This window comes from Pantoea allii (assembly GCF_002307475.1).
In the GTDB taxonomy this organism is placed as follows: domain Bacteria; phylum Pseudomonadota; class Gammaproteobacteria; order Enterobacterales; family Enterobacteriaceae; genus Pantoea; species Pantoea allii.
The window spans coordinates 1-14,420 of the sequence record NZ_NTMH01000001.1 but is presented as its reverse complement, the minus strand read 5'-3'; the positions used below and the strand labels follow the sequence as shown (position 1 = coordinate 14,420).

At 48.1% G+C, this 14,420-nt stretch carries 15 protein-coding genes; all 15 read right to left on the bottom strand.

Annotation, left to right across the window (positions count from 1 at the left end):
* Nucleotides 1-33: 33 nt before the first annotated feature.
* The 15 genes from mngB to CMR03_RS00005 all read right to left on the bottom strand — a co-directional run bounded on the left by mngB (nt 34) and on the right by CMR03_RS00005 (nt 14,384).
* A complete protein-coding gene (mngB, locus tag CMR03_RS00080) occupies nt 34-2,667 on the bottom strand; it encodes a mannosylglycerate hydrolase (protein ID WP_096010423.1) in 2,634 nt (877 codons plus the stop codon).
* 26 nt (nt 2,668-2,693) lie between these two features.
* Nucleotides 2,694-3,797, bottom strand: coding sequence for a PTS fructose transporter subunit IIC (locus CMR03_RS00075; protein WP_244181275.1), 1,104 nt, complete (start codon nt 3,795-3,797; stop codon nt 2,694-2,696).
* 13 nt (nt 3,798-3,810) lie between these two features.
* A complete protein-coding gene (locus tag CMR03_RS00070) occupies nt 3,811-4,134 on the bottom strand; it encodes a PTS fructose transporter subunit IIB (RefSeq protein WP_063880021.1) in 324 nt (107 codons plus the stop codon).
* A complete protein-coding gene (locus CMR03_RS00065; RefSeq protein WP_096010421.1) occupies nt 4,131-4,592 on the bottom strand; it encodes a PTS sugar transporter subunit IIA in 462 nt (153 codons plus the stop codon). The genes CMR03_RS00070 and CMR03_RS00065 overlap by 4 nt, the downstream gene beginning before the upstream one ends.
* Nucleotides 4,593-4,977: 385 nt before the next feature.
* Nucleotides 4,978-5,559 (bottom strand): hypothetical protein, encoded by a 582-nt coding sequence (locus tag CMR03_RS00060; RefSeq protein ID WP_096010420.1) that lies wholly within the window; start codon nt 5,557-5,559, stop codon nt 4,978-4,980.
* 208 nt (nt 5,560-5,767) lie between these two features.
* Complete coding sequence (locus CMR03_RS00050; protein ID WP_096010419.1) at nt 5,768-6,088, bottom strand: hypothetical protein; 321 nt, start codon at nt 6,086-6,088, stop codon at nt 5,768-5,770.
* Nucleotides 6,089-6,096: 8 nt separating this feature from the next.
* On the bottom strand, nt 6,097-6,396 hold the full coding sequence (locus CMR03_RS00045) for a hypothetical protein (RefSeq protein WP_096010418.1): 300 nt from the start codon (nt 6,394-6,396) through the stop codon (nt 6,097-6,099).
* Nucleotides 6,397-6,610: 214 nt separating this feature from the next.
* Nucleotides 6,611-6,820 (bottom strand): hypothetical protein, encoded by a 210-nt coding sequence (locus CMR03_RS00040; RefSeq protein WP_096010417.1) that lies wholly within the window; start codon nt 6,818-6,820, stop codon nt 6,611-6,613.
* A gap of 214 nt (nt 6,821-7,034) precedes the next feature.
* On the bottom strand, nt 7,035-7,238 hold the full coding sequence (locus CMR03_RS00035; RefSeq protein WP_096010416.1) for a hypothetical protein: 204 nt from the start codon (nt 7,236-7,238) through the stop codon (nt 7,035-7,037).
* A gap of 271 nt (nt 7,239-7,509) precedes the next feature.
* Nucleotides 7,510-7,791, bottom strand: coding sequence for a hypothetical protein (locus CMR03_RS00030; RefSeq protein WP_096010415.1), 282 nt, complete (start codon nt 7,789-7,791; stop codon nt 7,510-7,512).
* Between the two features lie 440 nt (nt 7,792-8,231).
* The gene (locus tag CMR03_RS00025) at nt 8,232-8,618 is read right to left on the bottom strand and encodes a hypothetical protein (RefSeq protein ID WP_096010414.1); all 387 of its coding nucleotides are present in this window, start codon (nt 8,616-8,618) and stop codon (nt 8,232-8,234) included.
* A gap of 262 nt (nt 8,619-8,880) precedes the next feature.
* Complete coding sequence (locus tag CMR03_RS00020; RefSeq protein ID WP_096010413.1) at nt 8,881-9,096, bottom strand: hypothetical protein; 216 nt, start codon at nt 9,094-9,096, stop codon at nt 8,881-8,883.
* A gap of 234 nt (nt 9,097-9,330) precedes the next feature.
* Nucleotides 9,331-9,576 carry a hypothetical protein gene (locus CMR03_RS00015; protein ID WP_096010412.1) on the bottom strand — a complete coding sequence of 82 codons (246 nt, stop codon included), beginning with the start codon at nt 9,574-9,576 and terminating at the stop codon, nt 9,331-9,333.
* 2 nt (nt 9,577-9,578) lie between these two features.
* Entirely contained in the window at nt 9,579-13,940 is a 4,362-nt protein-coding gene (locus tag CMR03_RS00010; protein WP_244181272.1) for an RHS repeat-associated core domain-containing protein, read from the bottom strand.
* 3 nt (nt 13,941-13,943) lie between these two features.
* On the bottom strand, nt 13,944-14,384 hold the full coding sequence (locus CMR03_RS00005; RefSeq protein WP_096010411.1) for a DcrB-related protein: 441 nt from the start codon (nt 14,382-14,384) through the stop codon (nt 13,944-13,946).
* Nucleotides 14,385-14,420 lie beyond the last annotated feature (36 nt).

The following is a 14,420-nucleotide window of genomic DNA, read 5'->3' as shown; positions in this document are numbered from 1 at the left end:
CCCTGACCCGTTTGCTGGTGAACAGTCTCATGGTTATATCCGTTTAATCTGCACCGTCTGCACATCATTTGGCCTGAGCATCAGGCGCGTCGGCATGGGCGTCACCTCATCCAGCATCACGAAGTGTGCATTCGGGAGTGATGGAATGACGACGTCGGTTTCGAGATGGGGATTATAAAATCTGACAATGATTCCGCTGTGGTCTTCCGCACATTTCACCGCACTGACCAGCGCATCCCTGAACGTCGCGGGCAGATTCAGCGCACTGTAGGTTTCGGGATAATCGCGTTTCTCATCATTCCAACAAAAACGCAGTCGTCCGTTCAGGAAGTCGCTGTCCTGATAAACGGGAAACTCGGTCAGCCAGGTTTTCGACACGCGGGCATGTTGGGCCTCATCGAATGTGCCGCGGTAAGTTCGCCAGCCAAACGCAAATGACAAGGTTTTCAACAGCTGGGCATCAGGCGTTTCTACGATACTTTCACCGGACGCGCGGCCCGGCCGATAAAGCAGATTTTCTTTACCCATAAAGCCAAACGTGCGGAACAGCGTCAGCGAGAGCGTATTGAAATCATCCCCTACGATTTCGTATTCACGAACGCCATTGGTGTGCAGCGTAAAGCCGTGCTGCTCGTCATGCACATTGACATAGCTTTGCATCGGTTCAATCGAGATCGGCTTTTCCTGCCAGCGTTCTTCTTCCCACAGGTGAAGCGCATTAGTTAACTGCACAGGCCGGGTTACGACGCCGAACAATTGATCGGCACATGACACGTTGGCACAGATATCCGTGGCAAAGTGCACACAAAGGCGGTGGCTCAGGCCATTATTATCGACATCCAGGGTAAACCGGATGAGATCGTCGTCCTGTAACCTGATGTTTACGGACAAATTGAGCGTTGCAGATGTCACTCTTGCCGCCCTTTCGGTCAGATCACCCGGCACCTTAAGGGCATACGTAAGCAACAGACTTTGGCTGATCGCACTTTTCTGACTTTGCACTGCCGTCATGCTGTTTTCGGAGGTAATGATCCAGTCAGCACGCGGCGGGGAATAATTATAAGAATCGCCATCGTCACCATTTTCCACAAACAGCATCTGCCGCTTATAGCCTTTCCCACTCAGCTTATCGGTAATCGTCAGCAAGCCATTTGCTTCTACCTGGATGTGGTAATAGTCATTTTCGATACTGGTCTGGTTGCTGGTATCAGGCTTAGTGGCCCCGTCTTCAGCAAAATCCATATACCAACGGCAATAGCCCAGCGCGGGTAAGCCAGGACTTTTGGCGGTGAGTCGCGTGCGATAGACTTTTTCGGGTTTGTGCCAGGGCTTGCCCGGATCTAAACGGATACTCTGGTTAAGTACATACTGAGTGAGGTCCTGCTGCTGCTCAATAACGCAGGGAATAGCCTCACCGTTGTTGTCACGTAAGGTAAAAGGCAACCCGGGCAACCAGGCCTCGAAAGTTATTTGCGGAGCTACCTGCCACGGCAGAGGATTAAACACGGTAAAGGTAAAATCATGATGGCGCGGAATGCGCTCTGTGATAAGCCTTGTATGTAACTCCAGTAAATTCTGCGCCAGCCCTTTTGCTTCTTTATAGCGGAAGAAGACATCCTGATTGGTATCATCGCTGTTACATCCGCCGATGCTGTCATGCGCCGCGTTATAAAACATGCGTTTCCAGATGTCGGCAACAATATGCTTTGGATAAGCATGCCCAAGGCTCTGGCTGATGGCCAGTATGGGCTCAAGCGTGTTAACCAGCAGCGCTTCAGTCTCATTGTTGAGTAGCTTCAGGTCAGCACGGCAGGAAAAGATCGTTTTATGTACCCGTGAATGTTTGGCTTCGGTGAGTTCACCTTCTAATGTCCGCGCGTCGGTGCCCACATCCTGCTCCAGCGCCTTGATAAATGTCAGCGGGTTGCTGATTTGATAATGGCGGCTATCATCACGGGCATTAAACTGCTCGACTAATTCTGGCAAGTTGCGGCGCACGGGAGCCTGGTCGAAGCCATGAGGAAACAGCAGGTGCTGGCGATGACTGCGCGCTTCTATAGCCGCCATCTTCTCATCAAGAAAGGCTTTCATGGTTTCAGGCGTTTCATCCAGCAGGCCACCATAGTGGTATCCCCATGGCATTTGCAGGGCAAAAACCCGGTCACCATTATCACCCTGCCAGAAAAATTCTGTTTCGTGCAGCGTATTATCGGCGATGCCGCGCCAGAACAAGGCGTGATTGATACCGAACTGGCGATAGAGTTGCGGCATATTGCCGCCCTGCCCAAAGCAGTCAGGGACATAGCCCAGCTTCATTACGTTGCCATGGCGTTGAGCCACTTCCATACCGTAAAACAAATTCCTGACAACAGACTCCTGATGAATCACCAACTGATCTGTTTGGGTAAACCAGGGGCCGGTCAGCAAACGCTCATCGGCGATCAGTTTCGTGAGTCTGGCTCGATCCTCAGGAGCCCACTGAAGATAGCTTTCGATAAGTGAACTTTGCGCATCAAGTAAATAACAGGGAAAGTCTGGATTACCCTCCAGCACCTGGATAAGGTTTTTGATATGGTTAAACAAATAAATACGCGAACGTGATGAGGTAAAATACCACTCCTGGTCCCAGTGAGTATGCGTATAGAGATGAACCATGCGTTTCTTCATGTTATTAACCTTACTAAAATAAATTTTTAGTCAAATTTAATTTCAATATCATTGGAGGCGTTATTGATATTTTCGTTGATGATTTCCGACTCATTAAAATTCACTAAGAAATTTGCACCTATGGCTATAATCAGAGTCCCGACCAATGCACCGAGAAAGTAAGCCCATGCATTCCCCACGGTAAAGCCACCATACAATCCACCCAGTGGCGGCATAATGGGATAGGCTTTAAACAGCGCCACGGTCATTGAACCCATGGCCCCTGCCAGTATGTTTAACGGAATTAATCGCGCCGGATTTTTTAAGGTAAATGGAATCGCCCCTTCCGAAATACCTAAAATGCCCATAATGACCGAGCCATTTCCGGCTTCTTTTAAAGTCTCACTGAAATTACCGGGACGGAGGAATCGTGCAGCGGCGTAGCCTAAGGGGGGAATAATAATGGCGACATTCACTAAAATGGCCGGTAAATACACGCCACTCATAAACAGCACATTTGCCGTTCCCCATGCGGCTTTATTTACCGGCCCCCCCAGGTCAAAACAGATCATCCCACCCAGTACCGCAGCCAGCACCACCGTATTGGTGCCGTCTTCGGTCATACGCTGGACCCAGGCCATCAGCGAACTGTTAAGCCAGGACAGGACATCGCCCAGCAGCAACAGCATCACCACAACCTGCAGCCCAACAGTAATAAACGGCAAGATGATAAGGGGCACGGACGAGGCGGCAGAACCAGTGATGCGGATCTTCCGGGATACCCATTCCGCGGAGTAGCCTGCCAGCAAGCCGCCCAGTACGGCGCCCAAAAAACCTGAGCCGGTGACAGAGGCAATCAGACCCGCCGCAAAACCCGGAGCCAGACCTTTTTTACCTGCAATGGAATAGGCGACATAGGCACCTAAGACATAATTCATTAAGCCAATAATTTTAAATCCGATATCCTGGGCAAGATACAGCCATTTCTCCAGGCCGCTACTGTGAGCGAAGCTGTCCAGATTAGGTTCGCCAAGCAGGATACCGATAATTTTGGCCACCGCGACCACTAACGATCCGGCAATAATGACAGGCAGCGCAAAAGAGATACCGGTCATTAAATGGTTTTTGATATTGACCATAGTTTTTTTCATTTTGTCACCAATATCACGGGTTACGGCGCGCCTCGACAGCCGCCACGCATTTTGTAATGACCTCGGCTGCATGTCCGACGCACTGGCTGATTTTCACCCTGATTACGGTCTTACCGGCGAAGCGCTCTTCTTCTTCAATCGAGCGATCGGCGGCAATCAACACAAAGTCCGCTTCAGCAATATGTTCCGGGGTTAATTTATCGATCATCCCCATCGCCCCTTGCTGTTCGATATGCACCTGATGTCCCAACTTGCGCCCCGCTTTTTCCAGCGATTTCGCTGCCATCGGTGTATGCGCTAAGCCAGCAATACAGGACGTGACGCCTACAATATTCATGCTTCCTCCTTAAACTGGATTCGTTGCATCATAAACTGATGCAGGGCATCCTTATTTTCGATCGTAAACAACGCTTGCCTGAAATCGTCATCGACAATCTGACTTGCGAGCGCGTTGATGATTTTTAGATGCAGAATACTGGCACCCGATTTTGGCACCAACAGTGCGAAGATTATTTTGATGGGTTCTCCATCCAGACTTTGCCATTCAATTGCGTCATTCAGACGAATAAAAATCACGCCGGCCTTTATTACGTTTTCCGTTTTGGCATGAGGCATGGCGATTTGGCTCTCAAAGCCTGTGGAATATTCCTGTTCCCGCAGCCAGAGGTCGGTTTTTATTTCCTCCACGCTCATCGCCCATCCCTGAGCAACCGCATGTGAAGCGATAAAATCGAATACTTCGTCTTTACTGGTAAATGCTTTATTTAAGAATATGCTTTCGCGATCAATAAGCATGGTTTCCCTCTTGCCGGATTGTTCCGTACCTTGATGAAAAGCCTAACGGAAACCTAAGGTATGTAAACACAAGCGGTTTCCGCTAAGGTGCGGAAGATGTCTGCGGCAGAGCGGGCCAGAAATGGGAGGCAGGTCTAAATAAAAAAACGTTATGAGCGTCAGATCACTTGATTTGATAAGGGAAGGTTTAACAGAAGTAAGTAAGGCCGGAATCTATTTAGGGTGACAGGAAGGGATATATTTGGAGATGTGTGGTGGATTTTAGAAGACGGGAGACAGCGTTATCGTGTTGAGTGTGATTCAACGCGAGGATAAAAAAGGGGATGTGGGCGGAATGGGGGAATGAGTTGGTCTGCAAAGAGGATACCACAGACCAACCTGCGGGCTATTTCATGCGACGCTGCCGGGCAACGCTGGCGAGGCGTTGTGTCCGGCAGTAAATGGCAAACAGGATGAAAGCCTGCCCGTTAAGTATCCAGCGAGCACCAGCCAAAGCAACCAATGCCAGAAGCAGCCACAGTCCCGAGTGGCTACCCTTAACAATGCTGTAAATCAATAGTAAAACGGTCGATATAAGCAACATCGCACAGACGTAAGCCAGCCCCGCCACACCGGCTGTTTGGCCTCGCGCAAGCAGGTAACTGGCCGTGAGTATCGCGCCAATAATGACGATTGAGGGAACAAAAAAACTCAACGCATGTACTTGTGGGCTGAGCGGAGGTAACGCGTGCAGAAATGTCAGCAAATTAAATGCAAAGGCGACCAGCAACAGCATCAGAACTATTGCAACCGGGAAGCCGTTTTGCCTGGGAAGCGACCCGGAAGGCTGTGTAAAATAACGTTCAAGCTCTGGAGTGGAACGGGCTAGTATGGACTTATCCTGTCGTGCGATTACCTGATCTATTTCGCGACCATGTTGCAGTAATTCAGCGATATTACGCCCGACAAGCCATGATAAAAATTGCATTAAAATACCGCCAACGATTGAATGGTTCCCACAATATAGCGCCCGGTGCGTGGCACGTTACCGGGAGCAGCAATGATACCACTGACAGCACTGCCTGCCACAGCCGCTGCGCTCGTCACGACCTGCGCGAGTTGCTTAACAAGTTCTCTTTGCACTGGCTCAACAGGGAAACGCTTTGGGTAAAGTCCTGGATTGTAAAACCAGGTTGTTATCTTTCTGTTATAACGTAATTTCCTGACCCACTCCATGCTATTTCTTTATAAGACATATTGATTTTATTCTTTTCTTTTAAGTAATCCATGATCTGAGATGGTGCCCATCCCTGTCCATATGAAAATAAAGCATCGATTTCGATCAGCTTTGTAATCGCTATAATTTGTTCACTTTCGTTTTCAAAGCTAACGCAGTGAGATTTTCCTTTTTCCAGAAAGCCACGCGTTGAAAAACAAGATATGTCCTGGCCGCAACCTACCGATTCAAACACCACTTTCTTATCATCTAATATAGTTACAATTATGGCGTTTAACATATCAATCCTTAATGCTTTTTATATTTAATTGTTGCCGTCTGTTTCAATTTCAACTGAAGCAACTTTGTTTTAAATTGCGTAATAAGGCTTATCCATTCCGCATAGGAAACATTTTTAACATAGTAATCACCTAACCATCTTGGATGACAGCGTGAAAGTAAACTTTCAATAGCTGAGAACCTCACAGGATATATTTCGTTTAATGTGAGTACATTACTCATTAGATTATTAATTTCTTCGGCTTCATTAGCGTAAGAGGATGACATCAAGATATCATATATTTTTTGACTCAACCCTTCTAAACCCATAGTAATCCTGTTGACCGTTAATATATGGCTGACCGCAGTGACCACTTTCCATCTAACTCATCAATTCCATTACAACTCTAGCGTAATGCCAACCTCAAACCATCGGCACTCTGCTTAAAAAATTAATATCTTATAATCAAAAAGTACTAAAAGCTGCATAACTATAAGATTTAATTATTTTATAAATTCTTATAAGATATAAAAACACCAAGCCTTATTTATGATTTAATTTCTTTCTATTTTGAGTGAGTAGCATGATTTCATATGCATCTTGTGCACTTTGTTGAGCTTTGAATGCCTCTTCTGGACTCACTTTACATTTAACATCTTTATTAACAACCCCACCCTCATCGTAATTTATATAGTACTCCTCATTCTGTTGAGTAATAAACATACCAAAACCACTGAAAATAACTTTTTCCATAACTTTATCCAAATTTTAAATTTTAACAATTATTTTCTTAACTACTTGATTAGGATTAATGGTTGCTTCTGAACTCATGACCAATAATAAACTAACACAGCACACATTTCAGCCTGTCAGATTCTATATCATTTAATTTATTACTTCTTAAGAATTATGTTTTTTCAAGCATTTTATCAATTCATTTTTAAATTAGCCCCCATCAAAATTGAAGCTATACCCCTCCTTCTCTGGATTGGGTAGCAATAATAACTTCATAGGCATCACGTTCACTTCTTTGAGCTTTCAGTGCTTCAACAAAAGTAATTTTTGATTCTTTTTCAAACATAGCAACTGTGCCATCGTCATATCGAACGTAGTAATCATCATTTCTTTTTATTATGTCTATACCATAACCTGTAAAAATGAGCTCAGTCACAGAAAACTCCTTATTGAAGTTACTTTTAATTATGCTTATAGTAGCAACCTGAAGTCCAGCTATAGTATCACGACTGATATTTTTTAGTGCGTCGTTTTATAAATGCAATTATTTATTAATTAAAAAGTATTTTTTAAACCTCAGTATTATAAGAGACTTATAGTTCATCATTAATTTTAACAACCACGCCGCAATTCAATCAATTTCATACACTTAATGAATTTAGCCATGAATTCATTAAGCTTCAACTCATTATGTCACTCTATTGAAGTCAACATGGCAATTCGATTAAGTACTCTTTAAGTCTTTTTAACAACACATCATCATTAAGGCAATCAATTGGTCGAATATTTTCCAACATTGCTATTTTTCTTTCACTCCATTCAAGACCACCTTTTAGACCAATCTTACCATTTACTACTATAGCTATATCGCTCATACCATTCATTTTTCGTGCTAAAGCCTTCACATCCTCATCTGGGTAGGCCCCACTAAATGAATCAACTAAATTCCTCCACGCGTCATCTCCAATATAATCCGATTCTATTCCCATTACCGCCTCAAATGATATTAAATTCCTGCCTGTTGAATTACGAATTGACGGAGCGCGAAAACCTTCAATCAGAAAGATCTCTTGTTTAGTGGAAGTGAAAGAAAGAACTAATCTACTACCAAATTTTACATTTCCATTTTCTTTATTAATATTAATTTTAGCTCATCCATGGGGGATGAACTTTTAACATATACAAAACTATGTTTACTTAAAAACAAGATACACATCTGCTTCTTATGGACCTCAGTCTTCATCTGATTTTCTTAATAAGACATCTTGTCAAAATCTGACTTATCAATCCATCCCAGCTCATTCCGCGTCTACTGATAAAGGTTAGCCTGCAGGTTGTTTAGTTGACCTTATCCACCAAGCTTTCCACTAAAAAGCCATAAAATTAAAAGACAAATGCCTCATTGCAAAATAACACTCTTGATTCAGAATCAAGAGCACTCTTTATTGAGGGCATTATTGTCAAATACTCCTACAAGATAGGACTCATAACGAGCAGGCTGTAACTCCTTATAAGTAAAAACAACTAAAACATCATGCAGTTCATTTGAACATTTTGTTTCAAAAAATCTTAATTGGCTATTTTTATATCGATACTCTTGGGTTTCATTTCCAGTCAACTTCAACCCTTTAATACTGCTGACTACAGCTTTCATTTTCTTTTCTTCATACATATCTAAATCCGTTGAATTGTGCAATCCATAATAAACCATGCCATCACAGTACGGACACGAAATCAGCTTATCATTCATCAAGAAAGCATTTTCTAAACCATCGTGAATTAATATCTTCTTTTTCTGATAATTAATTAATTTCATACTTTTAGTAAATAGCCATTCTCGATTAGTTTATCAATTATTGAAGGGGTTTCATGTTGAGTTTCGTAGCTTGGTTAACCTAGAAAACACAGATAAGTGAAACATAGTTCTGAATTTCCTGCAGATAGGTCAGCATAGATAAAACGCCCTACACATTGAGGTTAAAAAATAAACTCTCTGACTTACACATTCATCAATAGAGAGTTTTTTACTTTTAAAGCGGAATGCGTTTTTTAAAAGAAAGATATAAAATAATAATTTTTTATTTTTTCCTCGGTACCTTTATTATTTTGTCACTTAAAGAAATTATCACTTCACAAGCATCCCGTTGACTTTTTTGAACTTTTTCAGCTTCCTCTTCGTTAATTTCAGCTTCAAGGTATTCGGGAACAAGCTCACCGGAGTCGAGCAAAGCAAAGATTTTCCCATCTCTATCTACAAGAGTTATGCCGTAATCACAAAATATTTTAATATCCACTTTCAAAGCCTATTAAAGAGCACGCCTTTGCCTTTACCGGCAGACCGTTAACCCGAAGATCCCGATGCGGACTTTTTCCCCGCGCACGCTACCGATCTGACATGACCTTCTCTAAAAACGCAGCGAACCCTGGCAGGCACTTCAGCGGATGAGCGCGGTGATGGCCTGACAGAAGGTTAAAGTAAAAAAACGGAAGGTTCGTTAAGATTGCTTCCGGATTAAACCTCGAAAACATTAACCAATCAACTTGATGATATCATTCTTAATATCAAAAGCTAATTTTACTATCTCACCATTGTATTTTTCTGCATCCGACAACACCTTATTTATATGAAATTTAATTTTCATAAGGGCCTCACCAGATGTGGCGCTGTAATCAATAGCATCTGTAATATCCTTAGCAATATTCGCGCTATTGACCGACTGTTTCTCCAACTTGCCAGCTAGTATTTTTGAACGAGAATAAATGTCATTTTTCATAATTAAAAGAGATTAAAGTTCTGAATATCAACAGCATCCGGCGGAACCACTACTTCGATCCCACCCCCCAAGTTTTCTCCAACCCCCGGAGCAGGCCTCGTGACAAATTCAGCCCCAGGTTTTAAACGTGCAGTCATCAAGAAATTACTTCTGTCCACATTTTCCTGTGGGATTCCATATCTATTCGCATAGCCCGGCGAATGGGGATGTTCTAAAGCCCAGAATTGTGCACCTACTGTTTCACTACGCCCGGTCGTACCAACACGATATAACGTTGCCCCGTTTTCTACTTGTGATCTGGCTGCCAAAGCCTCAGGAGCGGTTGATTGAGTTGCTGGTCCGTATGGGGTTTCTACATCTTTATGCGTTGAACATCTACTCAGCCCCAGCGGGTCAATCCAGCTTAACGGATCCGGCGCATATGCATAAGTATTTAAACCACCCGCCAGCCCTATCGGGTCCTGTTGGGTAAACCGGCCACTGTCCGGATCATAATAACGGAACAGATTGTAGTGCAGTCCGGTTTCACGGTCCAGATACTGGCCCTGCATACGCAGGTTCTGATTGTAGCCCGGAACGCGCTGATTAGACTCGCGCAGAAGTTTGCCCCATGGGCTGTTCACACCTTCCCAGGCTTTTTGCCCTTCACCGTCAGTCAGCAACTCCGGCATTCCATTGGCCGCATTATGGAACCAGTAAATCTCCGGGCTTTCCACGCCATCAATACGGGCCAGCGGCTCATAGCTCTGGCTGTCGCTGTACACATAGGTAAGCGGAATGTCGTCGTGGATCTCCTGCAGCAGACGATAGCCTTCCCACACAAAGCGCGTTGTGACGGCCCTGTCAGACGGCCTGCCCTGTAACAGTTGCTGGCTGGTTTTACTGATGCGTCGCCCCAGCGGATCGTAGCGAAAACTCACCTTAGCGCGTGGCTTATTGCGGTCCCGCGGTTCGCTGATGACGTCCGTCAGGCGGTGCTCACCATCGTAACGGTAGCGCCAGCGGGTCTGGCCGTCATCCTTCTCGGTGGTACGGCCATGGATATCGTACTGCCAGCGGATACCGTTCAGCTCGGTGACGCGGTTATGCATGATGTGGGAAGCAGTATGGCGATCCAGCGGGTTGCCTGCACCATCCCAGCGCCACTGCTCATTACCTGGCTGTGCGCCTTCCTGAGACAGCAGCCGACCGGCGTTATCATAGTTCCATAATGTCTGGCTGAACGGGTTATCGTCGCGCTCTTCACGGATCAGGTTGTTGCCGTAATCGAAGTCCCGCCGACGGGACCAGACGCGCGGCGCAGGGCGCTGTGCTTCCCCTTTGAAAACGTCACGGCGGCGCAGCCTGCCCAACCGGTCATACTCACTGCGCGTGGTCAGGCCGCCCTGCGTGCGGCTGAGTTCCCGATGCAATGTGTCACGGGTAAACTCGGTGACCGGCAAGTTGTCCAGCGCGATGCTCAGTAAATGGCCACTGCCATAGTAAAGCTGTTTCAGGTTACGGCCATCCGGCAGGGTTAAGGCCGTGCAGTTGCCCAGCGCGTCGTAATCCCAGGCCAGTGCGCCCTGCTCCCCCTGCTCACCTACGATGCGGCCCAGCGCATCATACGTAAACGTAATCTCCTGCTCAGCCTGCTGGCTCCACGCGGTGTCAGACAGCGGCAGATGCTGCGACACTTTACCCAGTTGACCACCACCGCTGTAGTGATAGCGCGTCTGGCTTTCCGGTGTGGTCCGCGCCAGCAGTTGCCCTGCACGGCTCCAGTGGTAACGATGGGTAATGGACTGAGGATGTCCGGCGGCAAAGGTGCGTGATACCGTGCGGCCCGCGGCGTCATAATCGTATTTCGTGGCAACGCCATCCAGCCCAACCTGGGCCAGCAACAGGGAATCTGCACCCCACTCGAACTGATACTGCTCGCCGTTCTCGTTTTGCAGCGCCGTCAACCGGCCGCGGCTGTCCCAGCTGCGCTGAACCGTCTCACCCTGGGCATTACGGTTGGCGATTAAGCGTCCGACATTATCGTAGCGGAATTCACTACGTTTACCATCGGCTGACTCATGGGCCAGTGGCAGGCCGTTGTCGCTCCAGCGCAACCGCTCTTCCCAGCCCTCTGCCCGCTCCAGCAGAACAGGACGGCCCGCTGCATCATAGTGATACCGGGTTTCTTCACCATCCGGCGCAGTCACACAGCTGAGCCAGCCAAGGGGATGATAGCGGTAGCGCGTCGTCAGCCCTGAACAGTCTGTTTCACGGATGACCTGGCCGGCATCATTGAATTCGCGACGATAGCTGTTACCCGCCGCGTCAGTTTCTTCGACAACAAGCCCAAACTCATCCCGTTTATAGAAGGTACTCTGCCCGAGCGCATTGACCACGCGCTCAAGGCCATGATGGGGATCGTAATAGTATTTCGTTGTGGCACCGTCTGCCCCTGCGACGACCGTCGGCAGAGAGCGGTGTGACAGCCATTGCACCGCCTGCACACCGCCATCCGCATCTTTCTCTTCAACGCGGTTGCCCAGATCGTCATAGGTGAAGCTCACCGCGTTGCCCAGCGGATCGATACGACGCGTCAGGAGTTCGTTTTCATCCCACTCATAGCGCCACTTCTCGCCGCGCTCATCAATAAAACAGGTGATGAGGCCTGCGGCATTCCAGTGGTGTTCGCGCTGTTGACCGTCATAGGTGGAGACGCGCGTGATAGCGGCCTCTAAGTCGTAATGCATATGGCAGCCGTCGCCGGTATTGGTGCGGTTTTCAACGACGCGCCAGTGATCCAGTTTCTGCCAGCGATATTCGCTTTCCAGCCCGCCGGGCAGTTGATGCCAGACCATTAACCCGTCATCGTTGTAACGGAAGCGACGCGAGACAACGCCTGCGGCATCGGTGACGCTGGCAAGCTGGCCCTGTTCATTGTAGGTCCAGTGGGCTAATGGCCAGTGCTGATCACCATCAAAATGGCTGGCTGATGTCGGACGCCGTGTGTGCAGCCTGTCGTCGTAATGCAGGGTGACGTCAATAGCCAGCGGCGCGTCATGAATACGCACCAGGCGAGCCTGCTCATCCCAGCCCATCTCCAGCGCATTGCCGTACTCGTCGCTCAGAGAAGCCAGCCGCAGCACTTGCGGATCAGCGGCCGTGCGTCTGTACAGACGCCATACCGCACCGTCGTCGTCGGCAATGGCGATATCACCCAGTTCGTTGCGCCGTACCATCAGCCCTTCGCTGATGCTGTAGAGCACCTCTTTTTCACCGGGAACCGCAAAGCTCAGCTCGCGCCCGTTGTCATCAAACCAGGTCGCCTGATTGCCATCCAGCGTTAAATAGCTGTCAAACACCGTCGCCCAGCCAGAACCAAATAATCCGCTGCGCTGTGTCAGGCTGTTATAGCTACGTTGGAAACTAAGCGGGAAGCGGCCAGGCAGGGAGAAATCGCGCTCGGCATCATCATTAAGAACTTTGACGCCGGTGGAGGCATGAACCGGGAACAGCGAGGAGAAGGCGGCGTTAATCGCCATATCCGCCATCATCCCGCCCACGGCGCTCGCCAGCGCGCAGGGCATATTTTTCAGGATCTGGCTGGGGCGACCACGAATCAGGGAAAGGCCGATCATCATCACGGCCAGGCCTGGCACCTTGCCACTTTTAATCTCTCTTACAGTGACGGTTTCACCACCAATGATGACATTGGGGGAAACATCGTCACTCACCGTGGCATCACAGGTGGTTTTATCCTTTGCCCGCACCGCAGGCTGGCCATTGATAAAGACGCGTTTCGATCCCTGCGCCAGATATTGCGGTGCACTGTGCTTTTCACAGGCCACTTTGTCCTGCTCCAGCGGAGAGGTGCCAGCATCGGCGGAGGCGACCGTGGGTTGCCACATTGCACTGCCAAACTGCCCCACCGCAGAGAGCAGCATGCCGCCATAGTCTGCGAAACTCTTGGGCGATTGCGGTTCCGGTGGCGGCGTATCTCCAGGCGTAAGCATCCCGGCCGCGCGTGCAGCTAAAAGACCATTAACGTGAACATTCTCAGAGCCGCTAGCGATCACACCGGCTGGAGAAGGCGGGAATATCATGTCTCCCAGCCCATCGGCCGCTTTAGTGATGTCATCCGAAATGCCCGCAGCGTTCGCTAATACACCGCCAATAATGCCGCTGAGCAGACAGCTGGAACCAATGGCTGCCACGCCGGCCGCAGCCATTCCTGCACCCAGCAATGGTGCTGCTGCTGTTGCCGCCGCACCGACCGCAGCGCCGATCACGGCGTAGGCTGCGCCTTCAGCAACAATACTGGTGATATCAGCGAAAATACTGGAGTGAATGATCTCATCGCCCACGCGGGCCGCACGGTTATCCATAGCTTATGCTTTCCGTGGGTTGTTCAGACTCAAGCTTTGTTTGAAGGCACTCCAACGCTGTCCGTCTTCTTCATTGAAGGCGCGCATCGCGGAGAGGGTAAAAATCATTAAGATGTTGCTATCCGGAACCCGGGCCGCCAACTGTCGCTGCCACACGGCTTGTCCGTTACGATCGAAGGCGGTTTCAACTTCTACCGCACGCAAAGCGTTATCCGCGCCAGCCGTAACCCGAACAAACTCAGTCTGCTGAATGTGACCCATCTGGCTGCGCAACGTGTCCCACTGACGTTGAAACTCTTTTTCCGCATCGCTGTCCTCAGGAATCACACCCCGGCTCACCACTAATGCCAGTCCGCTGGCGTCATCCCGCAAAATATTCATGGTGGTGTCCTGCCAGGCAGCAGGAAACAGCGCAAAAGCGCCTTCATTAAACTGATAATTCATAGGGTGTCCGTTTTATTGATTGTTTGTGGCGGGTGG